Annotated in this window: 19 protein-coding genes; 16 read left to right on the forward strand and 3 right to left on the reverse strand. The window is 67.4% G+C overall.

What is annotated here, in order from left to right:
• The first annotated feature begins 10 nt into the window (after positions 1-10).
• A complete protein-coding gene (locus tag AC0L6G_RS08755) occupies positions 11-3,103 on the forward strand; it encodes an efflux RND transporter permease subunit (RefSeq protein ID WP_293827680.1) in 3,093 nt (1,030 codons plus the stop codon).
• 683 nt (positions 3,104-3,786) lie between these two features.
• Here AC0L6G_RS08755 and AC0L6G_RS08760 read toward each other — a convergent pair.
• Positions 3,787-6,441 carry a TonB-dependent receptor gene (locus tag AC0L6G_RS08760; RefSeq protein WP_473251928.1) on the reverse strand — a complete coding sequence of 885 codons (2,655 nt, stop codon included), beginning with the start codon at positions 6,439-6,441 and terminating at the stop codon, positions 3,787-3,789.
• Between the two features lie 221 nt (positions 6,442-6,662).
• Positions 6,663-7,895, reverse strand: a complete 1,233-nt coding sequence (nhaA, locus tag AC0L6G_RS08765; RefSeq protein WP_473251929.1) for a Na+/H+ antiporter NhaA — start codon at positions 7,893-7,895, stop codon at positions 6,663-6,665.
• A gap of 372 nt (positions 7,896-8,267) precedes the next feature.
• On the opposite strand from nhaA, the gene AC0L6G_RS08770 reads away from it, so the two are divergent.
• The 14 genes from AC0L6G_RS08770 (at position 8,268) to AC0L6G_RS08835 (ending at position 21,068) form a co-directional block, all read left to right on the forward strand.
• On the forward strand, positions 8,268-9,680 hold the full coding sequence (locus tag AC0L6G_RS08770; protein WP_473251930.1) for a protein adenylyltransferase SelO family protein: 1,413 nt from the start codon (positions 8,268-8,270) through the stop codon (positions 9,678-9,680).
• 258 nt (positions 9,681-9,938) lie between these two features.
• On the forward strand, positions 9,939-10,265 hold the full coding sequence (locus AC0L6G_RS08775; protein WP_473251931.1) for a DoxX family protein: 327 nt from the start codon (positions 9,939-9,941) through the stop codon (positions 10,263-10,265).
• A 169-nt stretch (positions 10,266-10,434) separates the two neighbouring features.
• Entirely contained in the window at positions 10,435-10,914 is a 480-nt protein-coding gene (locus AC0L6G_RS08780) for a MerR family transcriptional regulator (RefSeq protein WP_291539239.1), read from the forward strand.
• 2 nt (positions 10,915-10,916) lie between these two features.
• Entirely contained in the window at positions 10,917-12,701 is a 1,785-nt protein-coding gene (locus tag AC0L6G_RS08785) for an acyl-CoA dehydrogenase C-terminal domain-containing protein (RefSeq protein WP_293827672.1), read from the forward strand.
• 165 nt (positions 12,702-12,866) lie between these two features.
• Entirely contained in the window at positions 12,867-14,030 is a 1,164-nt protein-coding gene (locus AC0L6G_RS08790; protein WP_293827670.1) for an acyl-CoA dehydrogenase family protein, read from the forward strand.
• Between the two features lie 125 nt (positions 14,031-14,155).
• On the forward strand, positions 14,156-14,488 hold the full coding sequence (locus AC0L6G_RS08795; protein ID WP_293827666.1) for a GIY-YIG nuclease family protein: 333 nt from the start codon (positions 14,156-14,158) through the stop codon (positions 14,486-14,488).
• Positions 14,489-14,569: 81 nt separating this feature from the next.
• Positions 14,570-15,301 carry a 16S rRNA (uracil(1498)-N(3))-methyltransferase gene (locus tag AC0L6G_RS08800; protein ID WP_293827665.1) on the forward strand — a complete coding sequence of 244 codons (732 nt, stop codon included), beginning with the start codon at positions 14,570-14,572 and terminating at the stop codon, positions 15,299-15,301.
• A 100-nt stretch (positions 15,302-15,401) separates the two neighbouring features.
• Positions 15,402-16,763, forward strand: coding sequence for a glutamate--cysteine ligase (locus tag AC0L6G_RS08805; RefSeq protein WP_293827663.1), 1,362 nt, complete (start codon positions 15,402-15,404; stop codon positions 16,761-16,763).
• A gap of 168 nt (positions 16,764-16,931) precedes the next feature.
• Entirely contained in the window at positions 16,932-17,192 is a 261-nt protein-coding gene (locus AC0L6G_RS08810; protein WP_291539254.1) for a type II toxin-antitoxin system ParD family antitoxin, read from the forward strand.
• Between the two features lie 10 nt (positions 17,193-17,202).
• Positions 17,203-17,517, forward strand: a complete 315-nt coding sequence (locus AC0L6G_RS08815) for a type II toxin-antitoxin system RelE/ParE family toxin (protein WP_293827661.1) — start codon at positions 17,203-17,205, stop codon at positions 17,515-17,517.
• Entirely contained in the window at positions 17,514-18,263 is a 750-nt protein-coding gene (locus tag AC0L6G_RS08820; protein WP_293827660.1) for a DUF72 domain-containing protein, read from the forward strand. The genes AC0L6G_RS08815 and AC0L6G_RS08820 overlap by 4 nt, the downstream gene beginning before the upstream one ends.
• A gap of 74 nt (positions 18,264-18,337) precedes the next feature.
• Entirely contained in the window at positions 18,338-19,399 is a 1,062-nt protein-coding gene (locus tag AC0L6G_RS08825) for an NAD(P)-dependent alcohol dehydrogenase (RefSeq protein WP_293827659.1), read from the forward strand.
• Between the two features lie 126 nt (positions 19,400-19,525).
• Positions 19,526-20,251 carry an acetoacetyl-CoA reductase gene (gene phbB / locus AC0L6G_RS08830; RefSeq protein WP_293827658.1) on the forward strand — a complete coding sequence of 242 codons (726 nt, stop codon included), beginning with the start codon at positions 19,526-19,528 and terminating at the stop codon, positions 20,249-20,251.
• 100 nt (positions 20,252-20,351) lie between these two features.
• The gene (locus AC0L6G_RS08835) at positions 20,352-21,068 is read left to right on the forward strand and encodes a DUF4908 domain-containing protein (RefSeq protein ID WP_291536714.1); all 717 of its coding nucleotides are present in this window, start codon (positions 20,352-20,354) and stop codon (positions 21,066-21,068) included.
• Positions 21,069-21,133: 65 nt separating this feature from the next.
• Here the strand turns inward: AC0L6G_RS08835 and gloB are convergent, their stop codons facing one another.
• On the reverse strand, positions 21,134-21,856 hold the full coding sequence (gene gloB, locus AC0L6G_RS08840; protein WP_473251932.1) for a hydroxyacylglutathione hydrolase: 723 nt from the start codon (positions 21,854-21,856) through the stop codon (positions 21,134-21,136).
• 46 nt (positions 21,857-21,902) lie between these two features.
• On the opposite strand from gloB, the gene AC0L6G_RS08845 reads away from it, so the two are divergent.
• Positions 21,903-22,676, forward strand: coding sequence for a methyltransferase domain-containing protein (locus AC0L6G_RS08845; RefSeq protein ID WP_473251933.1), 774 nt, complete (start codon positions 21,903-21,905; stop codon positions 22,674-22,676).
• The last annotated feature ends 38 nt before the right edge of the window (positions 22,677-22,714 follow it).

Below are 22,714 nucleotides of genomic sequence, written 5' to 3' on the forward strand. Positions count from 1 at the left end.
GACCGACGCCATGAATCAGATGTCGTCCTGGGCGATCAAGAATCCCATTCCGATCATCCTGCTGTTCCTGCTGCTGACGCTCGGCGGCGTGGTCGGCTTCTCGGGGATGCGGATCAATCAGAACCCCGACATCGACTTCCCCCTGGTCGCCGTCACCGCCGCCCGCCCCGGCTCGGCCCCGGCGGAGATGGAGGTGCAGGTCACGCGCCTGATCGAGGATTCCATCGCCGGCCTGTCGGGCGTGCGCCACATCTATTCCAACGTCAGCGACGGCGTCTCGACCACGACCATCGAGTTCGAACTGGGCACCGACACCGAACGCGCCACCAACGACGTGCGCAACGCCATGAGCGGCCTGCGCGCCAGCCTGCCCCAGGACATGCAGGAGCCGGCGGTCCAGCGCATCGACATCACCGGCGACGCCCTGATCACCTATGTCGTGCGCTCTCCGACCATGACGCCCGAGGAGATCAGCTGGTTCATCGACAACGACGTCAGCCGCGCCCTGCTGGCCCTGGGCGGGGTGGGCGAGGTCAACCGCTCGGGCGGGGTGGACCGCGAGATGCGGGTCGAGCTGGACCCCCAGCGGCTGGCCGCCTACGGCGTCACGGCCGCCCAGGTCAGCCAGGCCCTGAACAACGTCAACAACAACCTGCCGGGCGGCCGCGTCACCATCGCCGGGTCCGAACGGGCCGTGCGCACCCTGGGCGCCGCCACCTCGGTCCAGCAGTTGCGCGACACCCTGGTGCCGCTGGGCGACGGCAAGACCGTCCGCCTCGACGATCTGGGCACGGTCGAGGACAAGTGGAGCGAGCCGCGCCGTCTGGCCCGCTACAACGGCCAGGAGGCCGTGACCTTCAACTTCCTGCGCTCGCGCACGGCGTCCGAGGTCAAGGTGGCCGACCGGGTCCGCGCCGAGGTCAAGAAGCTGGACGACGCCCACCCGGAACTGACCATCAGCCAGGTCACGGCCAGCGTCGAACAGATCGAGGAATCCTATCTGGCCTCGCTGGAAGCCCTGCTGCTGGGCGCGGCCCTGGCGGTGGTGATCGTCTTCATCTTCCTGCGCGACTGGCGGGCCACCTTCATCGCGGCGACGGCCATGCCGATGTCGCTGATCCCGACCTTCGCCATTCTGGGGCCGATGGACCAGTCGCTGAACGTGGTGACGCTGCTGGCCCTGTCCTTGACCATCGGCATCCTGGTCGACGACGCCATCGTGGAGATCGAGAACATCGTGCGCCACATGCGCGATGGGAAGCCGCCCTACGACGCCTCCCTGGAGGCGGCCGACGAGATCGGCCTGGCGGTCGTGGCCACCACCGCCACCATCGTCGCCGTCTTCGCCCCCGTGGGCTTCATGCCGGGCATCATCGGCCAGTTCTTCAAGGCCTTCGCCCTGGCGGCCTGCGTGTCGGTGGTCTTCTCCCTGCTGGTGGCGCGCACCCTGACGCCGCTGATGGCGGCCTATATCCTGAAGCACACCCACCACGAGGACCGCGATCCGTTCTGGATGAGCGGCTATCTGAAGGCCCTGCGCTGGTCGCTGGCCAATCGGTGGAAGGTGTTCGTCATCGGCATCCTGTTCCTGGTCGCCTCGATCGGCACGGCCGTCGTGGCCCGGATGTCGTTCGAGTTCATGTCGCCGGGCGACACCGCGCGCGCCGCCTTCCAGGTCGAGCTGCCGCCCGGCGCGACCCTGCGTCAGACCGACGCCGTGGTTCAGCAGGTCACGAGGACGCTGGAGGCCCGGCCCGAGGTGACGTCCGTCTACGCCGCCATCGGCGGCCAGGACGTGACCCAGGCCAATGTCTACGCCGACCTGGTGCCCAAGGGCGACCGCGAACTGAGCCAGCAGGCCTTCGCCCGGACCATGGTGGATCAGTTGAAGAAAATCCCCGGCGCCCGCATCCGCGCCGGCATCGCCCAGCAGGGCGGCGGCCCCGGCGACGGCACGACCTACACCTTCTCGCTTCTGGGCGACAATCCCGACACGTTGAACGCGGCGGCGCGCAAGGTCGAGGCCGAGATGCGTTCCGTTCCGGGCCTTGCCAACATCGTCAACTCGGCCGCCATCGCCCGGCCCGAAATCCTGGTCACGCCGCGCCCCGACGAGGCCGCCCTGGCCGGCGTCTCGGCCGGCGCCATCTCCCAGGCCGTGCGGGTCGCCACCATTGGCGACGTGGATCAGAACCTGCCCAAATACAATCTGGGCGACCGCCAGGTCCCGATCCGCCTGCAGCTGACCGAGGCCGCGCGCGAGGACCTGACGGTGCTGGAGAACCTGCGGGTGCCGGCCAACAACGGCGCCTCGGTGCCGCTGAGCGCCGTCGCCGACATCCGCTTCGGCGCCGGCCCCGCCACCGTCGCCCGCCAGGACCGTTCGCGCATCGCCTCGATCAGCGCCGAACTGGACGGGACCACCACCGGCGCGGCGGGGGCGGCGGTCAACCGCCTGCCCTCGGTCCAGAACCTGCCCGCCGGCGTGCGCCAGGTGCCGGCCGGCGACGCCGAGTTCATCCAGGAGATGCTGACCGGTTTCGCCATCGCCTTCGCCTCGGGCATACTGCTGATGTATGCGGTGCTGACCCTGCTGTTCAAAAGCTTCGCCTATCCGATCACCATCATGGCGGCCCTGCCCCTGGCCATCGGCGGCGCCTTCATCGCTTTGGCCATCGGCGGCGCCAACTTCTCCATGTCGGCCCTGATCGGGGTGCTGATGCTGATGGGGATCGCGGCCAAGAACTCCATCCTGCTGGTCGACTACGTCATCATGGCCGAGCGGGACGGGATGCCCCGTCGCGAGGCCATTCTGGATGCGGCGCACAAGCGCGCCCGCCCCATCCTGATGACCACCTTCGCCATGGGCGCGGGCATGGTGCCCATCGCCCTGGGCGTCGGGGCCGACGTCCAGTTCCGCTCGCCCATGGCCATCGCCGTGCTGGGCGGCCTGATCTCCTCGACCTTCCTGTCGCTGCTCTACATCCCCGCCATCTTCACCATCGTCGACGACTTCGCCGGCTGGGGCCGCCGCATCCTGCACCGCAAGACGGCCGGACAGCGCGAACTGGCCAAGCCGAGACAGGGGCCGTTGGTGGAGTGAGGCCGATCAGCCCATTGCGGACCTGCGGCAGGTCCGCAATGGGTGGAAAGCGGTCGATCATGATAGACGACGGTCGTTCTTCAGACCTTACGGAGCAATCGGGCTTTCGCGGTTTTCGTTTGGTCGAAACATATTGGTGGGCTCGGGTGCGTGATTGGGAAGCAGTAGATACGAAAATGCCGACCCCACGCGTTGAGCGCACCGCTCAGCATCAACATTAGTTGTGAGTCGGTCCTTTTTCCCCTGCTGGGATGCTGAAATCGCGGCTAGCAGTATAGCTCTCGAGGCTTCATCCTCTGTGGAAGCCAAGTCATCACGTATAGATATTTCAACGTCTTCTGTGCCGAGCCAGTCACTGAGGTGTGGCTGGCATAGAGCCATCTGGTAGGCCACATTCACTGTGGCCGCCTCAATCCACTCGTTGCTGAGCGCTTTTTGCGGGGGTGGCGCGTGAAGGTTCGTGATGGCGGCAATCAGAGCGAGTAGCACTTTGAGGTCTCCTGAGCATTCCTCAATCGGTCAGACCATGATGTGGCACGGAGAGGTCCGCAACGGGTCGGAAGTCGAATTTGGGATCGCTTCTGAGAGCGGACATTCCCACACTCGCCTGAACACACGCACAACAAAAAGGGCCGGCCGGTCGCCCGGTCGGCCCTTTGTCGTTCAGTCGTGCGGTCTGACGATCAGTATTTGACCTTCAGCGTCACGCCCCAGGTGCGCGGGGCGCCGAGATAGGCGTTGTAGGTCGCCGTGTCGGTGGCGATATTGTAGAAGGTGCCGTCGGCCTGGGGCGTGGTGGTGTTGGCGAAGGCCGTGCCCTGCAGCGGGGCGGCGAAGCCGACCTGGGTGTATTCCTCTTCCAGCAGGTTCTGGCCCCAGACCTCCAGCGTCCAGCGTTCGTCGGCCGAACCGATCGAGACGCGGCCGTTGACCACGGTGAAGGCGTCCTGATGCTTGTACGGCAACAGGTCCGAGCCGGTGTTGTATTCGGTCGAATATTTGGCCGACAGGTTGAACCCGCCGCGCAGGCCGCCGCCCAGTTCGCGGTCGAAGGCCAGGGCGCCGGTCAGCGACCATTCCGGGGCGAACGAGGCGCGCGCGCCCGGCAGCAGCGACAGTTGCGGGAAGCGGCCGGGGCTGGACAGGTCGCCGGCGCCAAACTGGCCGTATTTGGCGTCGGTATAGGTCACGCCGCCCTGGAAGCTCAGACCCTCGACCGGGGTGAACCAGACCATGTCGGCGTCGACGCCGCGCGAGGTCAGTTCGGGGATCGATTCCACCACGAAGGCGGTGCCCAGGAAGGTGTTGAGCTGGAAGTTCTCGAACTTCTGGTCGAAATAGGTGACGTTCAGCAGCATGGTGCGGTCGAACAGGGTCGTCTTGATCCCCGCCTCGTAGCTGTCGACCGTTTCGGCGGCGAAGAACAGCGAGGCGTCCGGCGTCACCCCCGTCTGCACCCGGTCCATGTTGTAGCCCGCGCCCTTGTAGCCGCGCGCATAGGAGCCATAGACCATGATCGAGGGGTTGAAGCGGTAGGAGGCCTTGATGGTGCCCGACAGGTCGGTGTCGCTGAACTTCTCCTGGATGCGGCGGCCGTCGTAGAGCGGGTTGGACCAGGGCAGGCACAGCAGGCCCAGGGCCGCCGCCGGCGTACGGACGTTGGCGGTGCCGGGAATCGGCGACGTCGGCAGAGTGGGTGCAAGGTTGTTGGCCAGGGCGCCGCCGCAGGCCGCGCCATTGGTCCCCAGATTGTCCTGAAGGCCGAACAGGCGCTTGCTGTCGTAGGTGTAGCGCAGGCCTAGGTTGATGTCGAAGGCCTCGCTGACCCTCCAGGTGTTGTTGGTGAAGACGGCGACCGATTCCGACTTCTGGCTGTAGTGATCCTCATAGGCCTTGCCGGCCGAGAAGACCGGGGCCGCCGCGCTGGGGGGAGCCAGGCCGAGCACGCACAGGGGCTGGCCGGCCAAGGCGCCCGAGGTCCCCACCACGAAGCCCTGCGGATTGGTGAAACAGCCCGTACGCGACGGGCTGGGGCCGCCGAAGGCCGCCGGCACCGAGGCCGTCAGCAGCAGGGAGGCGAAGGCGTTGTAGTCCGAGCCATAGGTATAGCTGTCGTCGCGATAGACGCCCTCCTTGGTGGCGAACAGGCCGACCAGCCAGTCCAGCTTGTCCGTCGAACCCGCCAGGCGGAATTCCTGCGTCAGGTTGTCGACGCCATAGCCGTTGGAGCCGTCGTTTTCGCGATGGAGAATGTCGGCGCCGGTGTAGTCCAGGTCCATCCCCTGCTGGAACGACCAGTCGCGCCACGAGGTCTGGGACGTCAGGGTGGCGTTGAGGCTGGGGAAGTCGATGGTCGCTTCCGCCGACAGGCCCATGTCCTCGATTTCCTGCGGGGTCTCGCGGTTCGAATAGGCCAGTCGCGAGAAGGGCACGGCGCCATAGCCGGCCGTCGGCGGGGTCTGGCCGGGACCGTTGGGGACCGTCAGGGCGGCGATGAAGGCCTGGGACGGGCCGACGCGGGTCTGCACCGCGGCGCAGCAGTATTCCTCGCGCTTGGTGTAGTCGGCGATCAGGCGGATCGAGGCGTTGTCGTTGGGCAGGATCAGCAGTTGGCCGCGCCCGGTCCAATAGTCCTGGGTCTGGTCGTCGGTCTTGGTGTTGGGGCCGTCGCCGTTGTTGACGTCGTAGAAGCCGTCACGCTCGCGGTGGGCGACGAATAGACGGCCGGCGATCTGGTCGGTCAGGCCGCCGGTCACAGAGACCGACCCGCCGATGGCGCCGTAGTTGCCGCCGGTGATCTCGCCCGAGATCGAGGGATCGAACGACGGGCGTTCGGTGATGATGTTGATGACGCCGGCCGAGGTGTTCTTGCCGAACAGGGTGCCCTGCGGCCCCTTCAGCACCTCGATGCGGCTCAGTTCGCCCAGGTCGCCGAAGCCGACCGAGTTGCGCGAGCGATAGACGCCGTCGATGACGACGCCGACCGAGCTTTCCAGGCCCGGATTGTCGCCCACGGTGCCGGCGCCGCGGATGCGCACGGTGGTGGAGGCTTCCGACTGGGTCGAGGTGACGGTCATGCCGGGCGTCAGGATCTGCAGATCCTTGATGTCCTGCACGCCCGCGCCGTCCAGCACCTCCTGCGACAGGGTCGTGACCACGATCGGCACGTCCTGCAGGCTCTGTTCGCGCTTCTGGGCGGTGACGATGATGTCGTCGACGCTCGCCGGCGCCTCCTGGGCGGCGGCGGCGCCCGCGAAGCCCATGACGGCGGCGCCGACGACGGCGCCAAGTACTGCGGGGGCGGACACGGTGGTCCTGAGGTGAAGATTGCGGCGCATAGGCGTCCTCCCGGCTCTGAAGCTGTGATCCCGTTAGGGGGTCACGGCGTTTCCTGTTCCCATCGACGCCCCTCTACGTGGAGGGACGTTCAGTAAGGCGAAGGCTAACCGCGCTTCGGCATGAGCCACAAGCGAGCGTTGTCGTCCGCGACGATTTTTCGCCGCAGATTCGCCTTTGTGTGTCGAGGAAGCGACAGAAAACCCTGACGCTAGGTCAGTTTTTACCCGGCTTTCGGGCCGATCGGCTCGACTTCGGGCTTGAGCGCCGTCGGGTCGATCCGGCGCCGACGCACGGCCAGCCCCAGAACCACGGCCGCCGCCACAGCCGACAGGATAGACCCGCCGATGACGCCCAGCTTGACCTGGACCTGTTCGGGACTGTCCACCGCGCCGGGGAAGGCCAGCACGCCGATGAACAGGCTCATGGTGAAGCCCACGCCGCACAGCAGCGAGACGCCATAGACCTGCAGCCAGCTGGCGCCCGTGGGCCGCGCGCCGATCTTGAGCGCCGACGCCAGCCAGGCGGCGCCCATGACGCCGATCTGCTTGCCGAAGAACAGGCCCAGGGCGATGGCGACGACCAGGGGCGCGAACGCCTGGTCCATCGACAGGCCGGCGAAGGACACGCCCGCCTTGGCGAAGGCGAACAGGGGCAGGACCAGAAAGGCGTTCCAGGGATGCAGGTCGTGCATCGCCTCCTTCAGCGGGCTCTGGCCGTCTTCGGCGCGCCCCTTGATCGGCACGATCATGGCGAAGGCCACGGCGGTCAGCGAGGTGCTGAGACCCGACAGGACCGTCAGATACCAGACCAGGGCGAAGCCCAGCACCCAGAAGGGCGCCGGAATGCGGACGCTGTGAGCGGCGACGGCCCCCGCGATCAGGGCGGCGGCCGCCCAAAGCAGCGGCAGCCATTCGGCCCCTTCGCTGAACAGCACGGCGATCAGGGCGATGGCCCCCAGGTCGTCGACGATGGCCAGGGTCAGCAGGAACACCCGCAGCGACGACGGCAGCCCCTTGCCCACGAAGCCGAAGACGGCCAGGGCGAAGGCGATGTCGGTGGCCAGCGGAATGGGCCAGCCCTGATGCGGCGCGCCGATCAGGTTCGTCAGCAACAGATAGATCGCCGCCGGCCCCGCCATGCCGCCCAGGGCCGCCAGGACGGGGGTGGCCAGCTTTCGGGGGTCGCTCAGCTCGCCGCGCACGATCTCGTATTTGATCTCCAGCCCCACGACGAGGAAGAAGATCGCCATCAGACCTTCCTTGATCCAGTCGGAGATCGTCTCCTCCAGCCGGATCGGGCCGATCTGAAGCAGGTGATAGCCCTTCAGCCAGGCGAAATAGTCGGCCGACCAGGGCGAGTTGGCGATCAGCACGGCCGCCAGGGCCGCCAGGGCCAGGGCCGAGCCGGATGCGGTCTCGGTCTTGAGGAAATCGAGCGTGAGTTTGCGCGCCACGGCGGCCTCCGATCGAACAACTGAAGCTGTCGTGACGCCAGGTTATCGACGGGCGTCGGACCGGATTCGTCGCCTCTCGGCGCGCCGGCCTGGCCGCCCGGTCCACGAAGACCGGCGCGACCTGATGGCTGCGGACTTTATAGACCGCCCCTTTTCTTTCGTCATCCCCCGGCAAGCCGCTTGCGGCGCAGACCGGGGACCCAGCGGCGCGCGAGAGCGCGAATCTGTCGCGCAACGCCAACGCGCAACGCCGCCGAACCCTTTCGCCTTCGGCGCCGCTGGGTCCCCCGGTCTCGCTACGCTCGCCGGAGGATGACGAAAGAAGAGGGTTCGCGGTTGCGCTTTCGTGGCAGCGGACGCACCTAGCCCGCCATGCCCGTCTCCGCCGAATACCGCCCCGAACCGCGCTTCTTCGCCCTGGGGCCGGACTATGCCGATGCGGTGCGGGCCGCCGCCTTTCCCGAGACCATCCTGCGGTATCGCAACGACCGCGCCGCCGCCGAGGTCGGGCTGGAGACGCTGAGCGAGGCGGAATGGATCGCCGCCTTCGGCCGGTTCGACCCCCTGCCCGGCCAGCCCGGCCCGCTGGCCATGCGCTATCACGGCCATCAGTTCCGCCAGTACAATCCCGACCTGGGCGACGGCCGGGGGTTTTTGGCGGCGCAGATGCGCGATGCATCGGGCCGGCTGATGGATCTCGGCACGAAGGGGTCCGGGAGCACGCCCTGGTCGCGCGGCGGCGACGGGCGGCTGACGCTGAAGGGCGGGGTGCGCGAGGTGCTGGCCGCGTCCATGCTGGAGGCGCTGGGCGTTCCCACCAGCCGCGCCCTGTCCCTGATCGAGACCGGCGAGGCGCTGGAGCGGGGGGACGAGCCGTCGCCGACGCGCTCGGCCGTGCTGGTGCGGCTGTCGCACAGCCATGTGCGGTTCGGAACCTTCCAGCGCGCCGCCTATCTGAACCGTTCCGATCAGATCGAGGCCCTGACCGAGCATGTCAGGGCGTTGTATCATCCGACCGTCGCGGCCGGCGACGTTCCCGGCCTGATGCAGGCGATCACGGCCGCCTCGGCCCGGCTGACGGCGCGCTGGGTGGCGGCGGGCTTTGTGCACGGGGTGCTGAACACCGACAATCTGAACGTCACGGGCGAAAGCTTCGACTATGGGCCGTGGCGGTTCCTGCCCGCCTATCAGCCGGGGTTCACGGCCGCCTATTTCGACCACGGCGGCCTCTACGCCTTCGCCCGCCAGCCGGAGGCTGTGTTCTGGAACCTGACGCAGCTGGCCAGTTGCCTGGCTGTGGTTTCCGACGCCAAGACCCTGGCCGATGCGCTGAACGGGTTCGGCCCGGCCTATATCCGCGAACTGCGCGCGGCCTTCACGATGCGGCTGGGGGTGAAGAGCCTGGGCGAGGCGGCGGACCAGCGTCTGGTCGACACGACCCTGGCCCTGCTGCGCGAAGGGGGCGAGGCCCTGCGCTGGGAGCCGCTGTTCTTCGACTGGTTCGGCGGCTTCGCCTCGTCGGCCCGCGCCCTGTCGGGACCGCGCGCCAAACTGTATCAGGGCGAGGCGTTCGACGCCTTCCGATTCGCCCTGATGGAGCACGAGCCGGACCGGATCGAACGGCTGGAGCATCCGATGTTCGCCGCGCGCGAGCCCGAGGAGATGCTGATCCACGAGGTGGAGGCGATATGGGCCGCAATCGCGGCCGACGACGACTGGTCCGCGTTCCTCGCCAAGCTGGAACGGCTGGAAGCGGCCCGAGCGGCCTGGGGGTTCGCGGGCTGACGCCGGCGAATCCGGCCGACGGGTTCCACCTGTAACAATAAGTCATCGACCGATGTCATCAGCTGATGTCATCGACGGATGACAAAAACGAACGGCGCGGCTATAGACCCCTTGCGAACGGAGCCGACCGATCCGATATCGCCGCTGTTACGAATTTAGGCCGTCCCCAATGACCACCACACCTTCCCCGCCCCCCGGGCCCGCAGCCGCGCCGCCTATCGCAACATCGCCCTGTGGACCCTGCAGGGATGGATCGCGATGTTCTTCATCGCCGCCGGCTACGCCAAGCTGACCGAGCCGATGACGAATCTGATCAATCTGATGGGCTGGCCCGCCGTCGCGCCCGAGAACATGGTGCGCGGCCTGGGCGTGGTCGAGATGGTCCTGGCGCTGGGCGTGCTGAGCCCGCTGATCTCGTGGCGCGTCGGCCGCCCGCTGCTGCTGACGGCCGCGACCGGCCTGATCGTCATGGAGGCGACCATGCTGGCCGTCCACGCCGTCAATCGCGACATCGGCCTGGCCGCGGTCAACGCCATCCTTCTGGCCTTCACGATCCCGGTCCTGCTGGGCCGCCGCCGGGCCTGAGGTCGAGTTCGAGCGCCGGACGTTCTCCCCCCCTCCATCCGGCGTCTCGCGCCCGGAGCCGTTCCCCCGGTTCCGGGCTTTTTCTTTGCCTGTCGCCCCGTCGAAAAAGCTTACCCTTACGTGCGCGTAAACTCTTTCCTTTACGCGCGGGTAAAGTTATGGTCGGCGCATGGCCACAGCCGACGACCACAGAACCTATTCCATTCGCCAGCTGTGCCGCGAGTTCGGCGCCACGGCGCGGGCCCTGCGCTTCTACGAGGACAAGGGCCTTCTGACCCCTGCGCGCAAGGGCCAGACGCGGGTCTATGACGCGCGCGACCGCGCCCGGCTGAAGCTGATCCTGAGGGGCCGCCGCATCGGCTTCACCCTTCAGGAGATCCAGGACATGATGGATCTGTACGACCGCAAGGATCACAACGTCCATCAGATGGCCGTGGCCCTGGTGCGGCACCGCGCCCAGATCACGGCGCTGAAGCAACAGCTGGAAGACATAGAAGGCGCCATCGAGACGGCCGAGGAGGCCTGCGCCTGGATGGAATCCAAACTGTCCGAACACCGCCCCGACCTGCTGCCGGGCGCGGAAGACTACGAGCGGCTGCTGAAGTCGCGCCTGAACCACGACCACCACCCCTTCAAAGCAAGAGCGTAACCATGGCCTACAAGGCGCCCGTCCGCGACTTCACCTTCATCCTGAACGAAGTGCTGGAGATCGACCGCTACACCAACCAGCCGGGCTTCGAGGACGTCTCTTCGGACCTGGTCGACCAGATTCTGGAAGAAGGCGCCAAGTTCGCCGACGAGGTCATCGCCCCGATCAACAACCCCGGCGACAAGGAAGGCTGCCACTGGGCCGAAGGCGGCGTCGTGACCGGACCCAAGGGCTGGAAGGAAGCCTACAAGGCCATGTCCGACGGCGGCTGGATGGCGCTGGCCGCCGACCCCGCCTATGGCGGCCAGGGGATGCCCAGCGTGGTGGCCTCGGCCTTCGGCCAGATGACGGCCGGCGCCTCGGCGGCGTTTTCGATGTATCCGGGCCTGACGGCCTCGGCCTACGCCGGCATCCGCGCCAGCGCCTCGGACGAGATCAAGCAGAAATACCTGCCCAAGATGGCGTCGGGCGAATGGTCCGGCACGATGAACCTGACCGAGCCCCAATGCGGCACCGACCTGGGCATGGTCCGCACCAAGGCCGTGCGCAACGACGACGGCAGCTTCTCCATCACCGGCCAGAAGATCTGGATCTCGGCGGGCGAACACGACTTCTCGGACAACATCATCCACACCGTCCTGGCCCGCATCGAGGGCGCGGTTCCCGGCATCAAGGGCCTGAGCCTGTTCGTCGTGCCGAAATATCTGGTCGACGAGGACGGCTCTCTGGGCGAGCGCAACGCCCTGCAATGCGTGGGCCTGGAAGAGAAGATGGGCATCCACGGCAACGCCACCTGCGTCATGCAGTACGACGGCGCCAAGGGCTGGCTGCTGGGCGAGGAAGGCCGCGGCATGAACAATATGTTCGTGGTCATGAACGAGGCGCGCATCGGCACCGGCCTGCAGGGGCTGGCCATCGGCACGGCCGCCTATCAGGCCGCCGTCGAGTTCGCCAAGGACCGCCTGCAGGGCCGCAGCCTGACCGGACCGAAGAACCCGGAAGGCCCCGCCGATCCGATCATCGTCCACCCCGACGTGCGCCGCATGCTTCTGGAGGCCCGCGCCTTCGTCGAAGGCGGCCAGGCCTTCATCCTGTGGACCGCGCTGCACGCCGACCTGGAGAAGTCGGAAGACGAGGCCGTGGCGACCAAGGCCAAGGACTACATGGGTCTGCTGACCCCGGTTCTGAAAGCCTATCTGACCGACAAGGGCTTCCACGTCGCCTCGCTGGCGATGCAGGTCCACGGCGGTTCGGGCTATACCGAACACTTCCCGGCGTCGCAGTATCTGCGCGACGCCCGCATCACCATGATCTACGAGGGCGCCAACGGCATCCAGGCTCTGGACCTGGTGGGCCGCAAGCTGCCGGCCAACGGCGGCCGCGCCATCATGAGCTGGTTCGGCGAGATCGACGCCTTCGTCGCCGAGAACGAATCGAACGAAGCCATCAAGCCCTTCGTCGACGGCCTGGCCGACGCCAAGGCCAAGCTGCAGGACGGCGCCCTGTGGCTGATGCAGAACGGCATGGCCAACCCGGACAACGCCGCCGCCGCCTCGACCGACTATCTGAACGTCTTCGGCCTGACGGCGCTCGCCTATATGTGGGCGCTGATGGCCAAGTCGGCGCAGGCCCAGATCGAGGCCGGTTCGACCGATCCCTATTACGCCACCAAGCTGCAGACCGGCCGCTACTTCGTCGAGCGCATCCTGCCCGACGCGGACGCCCACCTGAAGAAGATGAAGACCGGCGCCGACGTGCTGATGGCCATGCCGGCCGAGGCGTTCTGACGCTAACCCGTCTCCTCCCCGCTCTGCGGGGAGGTGGCGCGGCGCCTCTTCGGCGCCGTGACGGAGGGGCTCTTTCCGTCGCTCATTGCTGACACCCAGCGGTGGCTAGAGCCCCTCCACCGCTTCGCGGTCCCCCTCCCCACGGAGTGGGGAGGAGACATGATGATGAACGTGCTCAACAGCCCAGAGCCCGACTTTATGAAAGAAGAAGAGATCACCCTCTTCTCCGACAGTGTCGGCAAGTGGATCGACGAGCACGCGCCCCTGGACAAGGTGCAGACTTGGATCGCCGACTCCTCGGTGCCGCGCCGGCTTTGGAACGATGCGGGCGAAGCGGGGCTGCTGGGCCTGTCCATGCCGGAAGAGGACGGCGGTTTCGGCGGCGACTATCGCCACGAGGTCGTCCTGATGCGCCAGCTGGGCTGGAAGGGCGCGGACCACTTCGGCATCTCGCTGCACAATGCGATCGTCATGCCCTACATCTGGCATTACGGCACCGAGGAACAGAAGGCGCGCTGGCTGCCGCGCCTGCAATCGGGCGAACTGGTCGGCGCCATCGCCATGACCGAGCCGGGCGCGGGCTCCGACCTGCAGGGCGTCAAGACCACCGCCATCAAGTCCGGCAACGGCTATGTCGTCAACGGCTCCAAGACCTTCATCACCAACGGCCAACTGGCCAACTTCATCATCGTGGTGGCCAAGACCGACCCGGCCGAGGGCGCCAAGGGCACCAGCCTGATCGTGGTCGAGACGGACGGGGCCGAAGGCTTCGAGCGCGGCCGCAACCTGCACAAGATCGGCATGGAGGCCAACGACACCTCCGAACTGTTCTTCAACGAGGTGAAGGTCCCCGGCGACAACGTCATCGGCGGGACCGAGGGCCAGGGCTTCGTCCAGCTGATGCAGCAACTGCCGCAGGAACGGCTGAACATCGCCGTCCAGGGCGTCGCCGCCGCCGAGCGCGGGCTTGAGGCGACCCTGGCCTACGTCAAGGAGCGCAAGGCCTTCGGCAAGCGCATCCTCGACTTCCAGAACACCCAGTTCAAGCTGGCCGAGGTCAAGACCAAGCTGACCGTCGCCAAGGTCTTCGTCGACCACTGCATTTCCCTGCACTTGAAGGGCCAGCTGGACGCCGCCACCGCCTCCATGGCCAAATACTGGGTGACGGACATCCAGGGCGAGACCATCGACGAGATGCTGCAGCTGCACGGCGGCTATGGCTACATGAACGAATACGCCATCGCCCAGCTGTACAAGGACGCGCGGGTCCAGCGCATCTACGGCGGCACCAACGAGATCATGAAGCTGCTGATCGCGCGGACGCTTTAAAGCTCGCACCTTGTCCAATTGTCATCCCCGACGAAGCGCAGCGAAGATCGGGGACGGGGACCAGCTAAACCATCGACTTGACCACTCCCGGACAACCCGCAAGGGTTGCGCCGGGAGACGGTGTGATGACCCAATGCTTCTACGTCTATCTGCTCGCCAGCGGCCCGTGCGGCTATCTCTATGTCGGCGTGACCAGTGACATCGTGCGCCGGGTGGCCGAGCATAAGTCGGGTGTGATCCCGGGCTACACTGCGGAACGCGGCATCGACCAACTGGCCTGGTACGAAACCCATCAATACATCGACCAGGCGATCCTGCGGGAAAAGCGCATCAAGCGCTGGTTGCGGGAATGGAAGTTCGCGCTGATCGAAAAGGACAACCCACGTTGGCTGGATCTTTACGGCGAGGTGCGGGCGAAAGCTGAGCCCGGTTCGGCGACGCCGACCGGGCTTGCCTAGATTGTCGGCTGCGTCCCGTCCCGGCTCTCCGCTTCGCTGCGACCGGGATGACAAGCGCCCGCCCTCAGGTCATGTAGGCTAATGATCCGACTTCACGTCTCCGCCTCCCTAGCCCCCGCCTCTCTCGTCGCGCCCACGCTGGATCAGTCCCGCTATCTGACCCAGGTGATGCGGCTGAAAACCGGCGACGACTTGCTGGTCTTTAACGGCCGCGACGGAGAATGGCGATGCACCGTCGCCGAGGTGCTGAAGAAGGGCGTGATCCTGCGCGCCGAGGAACAGGTTCGCCCCCAGACCCGCGGCCCCGACCTGGAGCTGATCGTGGCCGTGGTGAAGAAGCCGCGGGTCGAGACCATCGTGGAGAAGGCCGCCGAACTGGGCGCGCGCCGGGTGCGGCTGGTCGTGACCCAGCGCACCAACGCCGACCGCATCCGCCTGGACCGGCTGGACGCCATCGCCGAAGAGGCCGCCGAACAGACCGGACGGCTGGACGTGCCGGTCATCGACGATCCGGTCAGGCTGGACGCCCTGCTGGACAGCTGGGAGGCCGGCCCCAATCCTGGACGTCGGCTGATGTTCTGCGACGAGACCGGCGGCGCGCCGGCCGTCACAGCCCTGCGGGGCGCGGGCGAAGGTCCATGGGCCATATTGATCGGCCCCGAGGGCGGCTTTTCGCCCGAGGAAGGCGAGCGGCTCCGGTCCCTGCCCTTCACCACAGCCGTCTCCCTGGGGCCGCGCATCCTGCGCGCCGACACCGCCGCCATCGCCGCCATGACCCTGTGGCAGGCGGCGGTGGGGGATTGGGAACGCTGATTCTCATCCCGCTCATCCCCGCAGGGATGAGCGGATTTTATTCAACCCCTTGAGGAACGCGGCTTTAGCCGCCATCTAGCCGCGACAGCAGGGGTTGCAGATGGCCGAGAACGCGCCGCTTTCCAGAGACGCTCTGATCGAGGCCATGTCCAAGGGGATCAAGCCCAAGGACCAGTGGCGCATCGGCGCCGAGCACGAGAAGTTCGGCTTCGACAAGATCACCCTGGCCCGGCCCGCCTATGAAGGCCCCAACGGCATCAAGGCCATGCTGGAGGGGCTGGAGCGGTTCGGCTGGTCGCGGGTCGAGGAGAACGGCGTCCTGATCGGTCTGGAACGCAGGAACGCCGAGGGCTTCGTCGCCTCGGTCAGCCTGGAGCCGGGCGGCCAGTTCGAACTGTCGGGCGCGCCGCTTTCGACCATCCACGACATCTGCAACGAGACCGGCCAGCACCTGATGGAGGTCAAACAGGTCGCCGACCAGATCGGCCTGGGTTTCCTGGGCGTCGGTTTCGACCCGCTGTGGCGGCGCGAGGAGGTGCCGGTCATGCCCAAGGGCCGCTACGACATCATGCGCGCCTATATGCCCAAGGTCGGGACCCTGGGCCTGGACATGATGCTGCGCACCTGCACCATCCAGGCCAACCTGGACTTCGATTCCGAAGCCGACATGGTCGCCAAGTTCCGCGCGTCCCTGGCGCTGCAGCCGATCGCCACCGCCCTGTTCGCCTGTTCGCCCTTCACCGAGGGTCGACCCAACGGCTTCCTATCGGCCCGCGCCAACGTCTGGACCGACACCGACGCCGACCGCACGGGGATGCTGGATTTCGTCTTCGAAGAGGGCTTCGGCTTCGAGCGCTACGCCGACTATGCTCTGGACACGCCGATGTATTTCGCCAAGCGCGACGGCCGCTACGTCGATGCCTCGGGCCAGTCGTTCCGCGATTTCCAGGCCGGGAAACTGCCCGCCCTGCCCGGCGAATATCCGACGATCAAGGACTGGAACGACCATCTGACCACCCTGTTTCCCGAGGTGCGGCTGAAGGCCTATCTGGAGATGCGCGGCGCCGACGGCGGGCCGTGGAGCCGCATCTGCGCCCTGCCCGCCCTGTGGGCCGGGGTGCTGTACGACGCCCCCTCGCTGGCCGCCGTCTGGGACCTGGTCAAGGACTGGGATATCGCCGACCACGAGCGCCTGCGCCGCGACGTGACGCGTCTGGGCCTGAAGGCCGAGGTCGCGGGCCGCAGCGTGCGCGACATCGCCGTCGACCTGGTCGCCATCGCCAGACAGGGGCTGAAGAACCGGGCCAGATTCTCGGGCGGCATGGTGGACGAGCGCGGCTATCTGTCGGAACTGGAGGACATCGCCGACAGCGGGATCACCCCGGCCGAACGCCTGCTGGACCTCTATCACGGCCCCTGGCAGGGCGACGTGAAGCGGATCTACGCCGACTTCGCCTACTGAGCCTGCGACCGGTTTCGACGCGGACGCCGGCTATGACCGGCGATGGGCGACGACGATTTCACACGATTCATGCCTTTCACACGGTGTTTTCGCCGCCCGTGTGAAAGATGGCAAGGATTGACAATACTTGCCAAAACACCCCTCTTCTTTCCGAAAAGGAGACTGATCATGGCGACGATGAACATCTCCCTGCCCGACCCGATGAAGGCCTGGGTCGAAGAGCAGGCCAAGTCCGGCCGCTACGCCAACGCATCCGACGTTGTCCGCGACCTGATCCGGCAGGAACAGATCAAGACCGAGAAGATCGCGCACATGCAGCGGCTGATCGACGAGGCCTACGCCTCGGGCATCAGCGAGCAGACCCCCGCTGAAATCTTCGCCGAGGTTCGCGCCGAGTTCTTGGCCGAGAAGATCCGCCGGGCCAGTTGACTTGGCTCGCTTGCGGATTTCCAAGGCCGCGCGGGCCGACATGCGGGCCATCTTCCGTCAGAGCGCCGAGATGTTCGGCCTCTCGCAGGCGGACGCCTATGTCGCCGATCTTCACTCGGCGTTCGACCTGATCGCGACCTTTCCCCAATCCGGCAGGGAGAGCCGGAAAACCGAGCCGCCCGTTCGAATCCTGCCTCGCAAGGCGCACATCATTCTCTATGCCTTGGATGATCAGGACGTACTGATCCTGCGCGTCCGCCACGCCAGAGAAGACTGGCTGAATGATCCACTCGGCCACACCGCCGATACCGGAGGCGAACCATGACCCACCCCATCCATGTCGGCGTCGGCGGCTGGACCTATGAGCCGTGGCGCGGAACCTTCTATCCCGAGGGTCTGGTGCAGAAGCGCGAGCTGGAATACGCCGCGTCGAAGCTGACCAGCATCGAGATCAACGGCACCTATTATTCGACCTTCAAGCCGGACAGCTGGCGCAAGTGGCGCGACGAGACGCCGGACGGCTTCGTCTTTTCGGTCAAGGCCAGCCGCTACTGCACCAATCGGAAAGTCCTGTCGGAAGGCGCGGAAAGCTTCGACCGCTTCCTGTCCCAGGGCCTGACCGAGCTGGGCGACAAGCTGGGGCCGATCAACTGGCAGTTCATGGGGACCAAGACGTTCGATCCCGAGGATTTCGAGGGCTTCCTGAAGCTGCTGCCCCAGGAGAAGGACGGCGTGCGGCTGCGTCATGCGCTGGAAGTGCGAAATCCCACCTTCGCGACCGAACAGTTCCGTGACCTGGCCCGCGCATACGGCGCCGCCATCGTCTACGCCGTGGACGACGAGGAGCCGAAGTGGCCCCGGATCGACGAGGCGACCGCCGACTTTCGATACGCCCGGCTGATGTCCAGCCGGGAGGACGAACCGACCGGCATGACGGGCGCCGAACTGGACGCCATCGCCGAACAGACGCAAGGCTGGGCCAGGGACGGCGAGGTGTTCGCCTATTTCATCTCGGGCGCCAAGGTGCGCAACCCAGCGGCGGCCCAGGCGCTGATCGCCAAGCTGAAATAGGCCGCGCCGTCTTGCGACCGCCCGGCCAGGGCCACATCTAGGCTCCACCCGCCGCAAAGCCTGAAGGATCCTCCATGCCGATCGCCACCCGCGCCTTCGCGGCGACCGCCGCCGACCAGCCGCTGACGCCTTATCGATTCGAACGGCGCGATCCCGGCCCGGACGATGTGGTGATCGACATCAAATACTGCGGCGTCTGCCACTCGGACCTGCACGCCGCGCGCGGCGAGACCGGCCGGTCGACCTATCCCCTGGTGCCGGGCCACGAGATCGCGGGCGTGGTCAAGGCGGTCGGAGCCAACGTCGTCCGCTTCAAGGCAGGCGACCGGGTCGGCGTCGGCTGCATGGTCGACAGCTGCCGCGAATGCGCCGCCTGCCGGGAAGGGCTGGAGCAATACTGCATTCCCGGCTTCACCGGCACCTACGGCGGCAAGGACAGGAAGGGCGGCACGTCCGAGACGATCACCCAGGGCGGCTATTCCGACCACATCACGGTGGACCAGCATTTCGTCCTGTCCATCCCCGACAGCCTGGCGCTGGATGTCGCCGCCCCCCTGCTGTGCGCCGGCATCACCACCTATTCGCCGCTGAAGGAATGGGGCGTCGGGCCGGGGTCCAAGGTGGCGGTGATCGGCCTGGGGGGCCTGGGCCATATGGCGGTCAAGCTGGCGGCCGCCATGGGGGCGGAGGTCACGGTCCTGTCGACCTCGGACCGCAAGAAGGCGGACGCCGAACGGATGGGAGCCCGGCATTTCCTGATCAATTCCGACAAGGATGCGATGAAGGCGGCCGCCGAGCGATTCGACCTGATCATCAACACCGTCTCGGCTACGCACGAGATCGCCAGCCACATCCAGTTGCTGGCCCGCGACGGAACCATGATCATGCTGGGCCTGACGACCGAGGGCCTGCCGGTCCACGCCGTGCCCCTGCTGTGGCGTCGCCGCCGCATCGCCGGGTCGCTGATCGGCGGGGTGCGCGAGACGCAGGAGATGCTGGACTTCTGCGCCCGCCACGGCATCGCCTGCGACATCGAAACCATCGCCCCGGACCAGATCAACACCGCCTATGAGCGGATGCTGAGGTCGGACGTGCGCTATCGCTTCGTCATCGACATGGACAGGCTGGCCGCCTGATCGCATCGGCGGGGCGGCCGGCGAACTTCCGCCGCGCCGGATTCACGCCTTGCGCGCGCCCCGCCGCTCGTTGATCCTGAGATCGGACACGGCCCTCCAAGGGCTGGCGAAGGGACAGGAAACGACATGGCGCGCGTAGCGTTCGTAACGGGCGGCACCCGGGGCATCGGCAAGGCCATCGTGCAGCGGCTGTCGGAAGACGGCGTCAGGGTCGCCGCCGGCTATTCCGGCAATGACGAGGCGGCCCAGGCCACGGCCGCGGCCCTGGGCGTGATGGTGGTCAAGGGCAATGTCGCCAGTTTCGACGACTGCGCCCGCGCGGTTAGGGAGGTCGAGGCCGAACTGGGCCCCATCGACATCTTGGTCAACAACGCCGGCATCACCCGCGACGGCTTCTTCCACAAGATGAGCCACGACCAGTGGTCCGACGTGATCCGCGTCAACATGGACAGCGTCTTCAACATGACGCGCCAGGTCATCAACGGCATGCGTGACCGGGGCCACGGCCGCATCGTCAACATCTCCTCGATCAACGGCCAGAAGGGCCAGATCGGCCAGACCAACTATTCCGCCGCCAAGGCCGGGATGATCGGCTTCACCAAGGCCCTGGCCCTGGAGAATGCGAGGAAGGGCGTGACCGTCAACTGCATCGCGCCGGGCTATATCGACACGGAAATGGTCGGCGCCATGGACCCCAAGGTGCTGGAAGCCGTCATCAGCCATATCCCCGTCGGCCGGTTGGGCAAGGGCGAGGAGATCGCCGACATGGTGTCCTGGCTGGTGGGCGAGCGTGCCGGATATGTCACAGGCTGCACCCTGTCGCTGAACGGCGGTCAATACCTGGTCGGTTGAGGCGCGCTTCGCCCAAAATCCGCCGCGCGTCGCTTTCATCAAACCTGTCATGAAGTTGTTGGGATCGGTCAGGGCGAAAAAATCGCCGCGCGTGGCCGCGATGGCGGTGGCCGCCCTCGCGGCCGTGGGCGTGTCCGTCGCCGCCCCGGCCGTCCTGCCCGCCGACTGCCAGGCCCAGACGCGCCGGGCCGTGCCGCCCACCGCCCGCTATGTCGCCGGAAACGGCCAGGGCTTCATCCTGGACACCTCCGGCTCGCGCGCGCTGATGCGGTTCGAACGGTCGACCGAGGTCTGGGTGCTGCGCCCCACGCCCGCGCCGCGCGGCGACATCATCTATCGCAACGACAACGGCGACCAGGTGCTTCGGGTGACGCCGAACGGCGGCGTGACGCTCTACACCACCGCGACGCCGCAGGGGTCGCCGGCCTCGCGCGTCGGCGAGGCGCAGGGCCTGGCCGGGGCCACCCTGACCGGCGCCCAGTTGGTCGACTATTTCATGCGCCAGAGCTATCGCGCCAGCCAGGCCATGGGCCGGCTGATCGTGATCGACGTGGACATCCAGCCGGGCTCCGAACAGGTTGCGGCCGACACCGTCTCGGCGGCCAGCGACGCCATCGTCCGCATGGCCCGGTCCTCCAACCTGCGCGGCCAGGTCGAGCGGGTGCGCCGCGTCGTGGTGTCGGATCAGGGCCGGCCGGGCGTCAGCCTGATCCAAGGCACGCTGCGGATCGTCATCGACGCCGACGCCGGCGTGGCGGGGCGCCCCTCCTCGGCGCGGATCGTGCGCGTGGTCGGCGGCGAGGCCCTGAACCGCTGATCCCATCTTTCGTCATTCCGGGGCCGAGCGCAGCGAGGAACCTGGAACGACGGACCTGGAAGGCCCTAAAAAGCATCCTTGGCCGCGCGGCGGGCGGCGAAGGCGGCGACGTTCCCGGCGGTCAGGAAGGGATTGAACCGCTTCTCCGTCCCCAGCACGGTCGGCACGGTCGGTTCGCCCCGTTCGCGCGCCGCGAAGATCGACTGGGCGTGGGCGGCGGTCTCGGGCCGGTCGTCCAGGCTCAGGGCGAATCGGGCGTTGGCGGCTGAATATTCATGGGCGCACCAGATGACCGTCGCATCGGGCCAGGCCTTGATCCGTTGCAGGCTGTCGAACATCTGCTCAGGCGTTCCCTCGAACAGCCGGCCGCAGCCCAGGGCGAACAGGGTGTCGCCGACGAAGGCCAGGCCGTCGTCGGGGGCGTGGAACACCACATGGCCCAGGGTATGGCCGGGCGTGGCGACGACCTGGAACCGGGTCTGGCCCACCATGACCGTGTCGCCGTCCGCGACCACGCGGTCCAGCGGGGCGACGCGGCGCACCTCCTGCGGCCCGACGATCTCGCAGGCCGCCTCGGCCTTCAGCCGTTCGTTCCCCTCGGTGTGGTCCAGGTGCCAGTGGGTGTTCAGGACAAGGTCCAGCCGCCCCCAGCCCAGGCGCTCCAACTCTTCCAGAATCCGCGCCGCGTCGGGCGTGTCGACCGCCGCGACCACGCCGGTCGCGCCGTCGCGGATCAGAAAGCCGTAGTTGTCGCTGCGGCAGGGAAACAGGTGAACGTCCAGGGTCATGCGGTCATCCTAGCAGGCCGGGCGGTCTCGGGCCTATAGTGGCTCCATGCGGCGCAGCATCGACGAGCTTCGAACCTTCTACGGCGAGCCGACCGGCGCCCTGGCGCGACGGCTGGTGGCGCGGCGGCTGGACGACGCCTGGGGCGAAGCGGCCAATTGCGACGTCCTGGGCCTGGGCTACGCCACGCCGTGGCTGGACGCCTTCGTCGGCGCGCGGCGCGTGGTCGCGGCCATGCCCGGCGGCCAGGGGGTCGAGCACTGGCCCACGGTCGGGCGCAACCGCACCCTTCTGGTGGACGACCGCCGCCTGCCCTTCGCCGCCGGGGCTTTCGACCGCATCCTGCTGGTCCATGCGCTGGAGGAGGCGGACGATCCGGCCGCCCTGCTGCTGGAGGCGGTGCGGGCCCTGGCGCCGACCGGGCGCATCATCCTGGCGGCGGCGGCGCGCGGCGGCCTGTGGGCGCGGGCGGACAACACCCCCTTCGGCCATGGACGGCCCTTCACCCGCCGCCAGCTGGAACGGCTGGTGCGCGACGTGGGACTGGAGCCGGCGGCCTGGTCCCAGACCCTTTACGTCCCGCCCTGGGCCCCGATGCTGCCCCTGGCCGACGGGTTCGAACAGGTGGGCCGCCGCGTCTTTCCCGGAACCGCCGGCCTGATCCTGCTGGAGGCGGCGCGCCAGAATTACGCCCGCATCCGGCCCAGCGGCCAGGCCCAGCGGGTCGCCGCACCCGTCCTGACGCCCCAGCCCTCGACCCTGGCCGGCGCCTCGGTCGCCGCGCGTCGCGACGACCGCGACACCGACGCTGAAAGAGCCTGACGCGGAGTTGACCATGCGGGCGTCTGGTCGGACGGGAC

The organism is Brevundimonas sp. D3-1P (genome assembly GCF_055809335.1).

What these genes read in the sequence shown, in the direction of transcription:
- AC0L6G_RS08770 (WP_473251930.1), top strand. Translation starts at nt 8,268, where the DNA reads ATGCCCGTCTCCGCCGAATACCGCCCCGAACCGCGCTTCTTCGCCCTG.
- AC0L6G_RS08805 (WP_293827663.1), top strand. Translation starts at nt 15,402, where the DNA reads ATGGCCGAGAACGCGCCGCTTTCCAGAGACGCTCTGATCGAGGCCATG.
- AC0L6G_RS08760 (WP_473251928.1), bottom strand. Translation starts at nt 6,441, where the DNA reads ATGCGCCGCAATCTTCACCTCAGGACCACCGTGTCCGCCCCCGCAGTA.
- AC0L6G_RS08845 (WP_473251933.1), top strand. Translation starts at nt 21,903, where the DNA reads ATGCGGCGCAGCATCGACGAGCTTCGAACCTTCTACGGCGAGCCGACC.
- AC0L6G_RS08780 (WP_291539239.1), top strand. Translation starts at nt 10,435, where the DNA reads ATGGCCACAGCCGACGACCACAGAACCTATTCCATTCGCCAGCTGTGC.
- gloB (WP_473251932.1), bottom strand. Translation starts at nt 21,856, where the DNA reads ATGACCCTGGACGTTCACCTGTTTCCCTGCCGCAGCGACAACTACGGC.
- AC0L6G_RS08810 (WP_291539254.1), top strand. Translation starts at nt 16,932, where the DNA reads ATGGCGACGATGAACATCTCCCTGCCCGACCCGATGAAGGCCTGGGTC.
- AC0L6G_RS08835 (WP_291536714.1), top strand. Translation starts at nt 20,352, where the DNA reads ATGGCGGTGGCCGCCCTCGCGGCCGTGGGCGTGTCCGTCGCCGCCCCG.
- AC0L6G_RS08800 (WP_293827665.1), top strand. Translation starts at nt 14,570, where the DNA reads ATGATCCGACTTCACGTCTCCGCCTCCCTAGCCCCCGCCTCTCTCGTC.
- AC0L6G_RS08775 (WP_473251931.1), top strand. Translation starts at nt 9,939, where the DNA reads ATGTTCTTCATCGCCGCCGGCTACGCCAAGCTGACCGAGCCGATGACG.
- phbB (WP_293827658.1), top strand. Translation starts at nt 19,526, where the DNA reads ATGGCGCGCGTAGCGTTCGTAACGGGCGGCACCCGGGGCATCGGCAAG.
- AC0L6G_RS08825 (WP_293827659.1), top strand. Translation starts at nt 18,338, where the DNA reads ATGCCGATCGCCACCCGCGCCTTCGCGGCGACCGCCGCCGACCAGCCG.
- AC0L6G_RS08755 (WP_293827680.1), top strand. Translation starts at nt 11, where the DNA reads ATGAATCAGATGTCGTCCTGGGCGATCAAGAATCCCATTCCGATCATC.
- AC0L6G_RS08820 (WP_293827660.1), top strand. Translation starts at nt 17,514, where the DNA reads ATGACCCACCCCATCCATGTCGGCGTCGGCGGCTGGACCTATGAGCCG.
- AC0L6G_RS08795 (WP_293827666.1), top strand. Translation starts at nt 14,156, where the DNA reads ATGACCCAATGCTTCTACGTCTATCTGCTCGCCAGCGGCCCGTGCGGC.
- AC0L6G_RS08785 (WP_293827672.1), top strand. Translation starts at nt 10,917, where the DNA reads ATGGCCTACAAGGCGCCCGTCCGCGACTTCACCTTCATCCTGAACGAA.
- AC0L6G_RS08790 (WP_293827670.1), top strand. Translation starts at nt 12,867, where the DNA reads ATGAACGTGCTCAACAGCCCAGAGCCCGACTTTATGAAAGAAGAAGAG.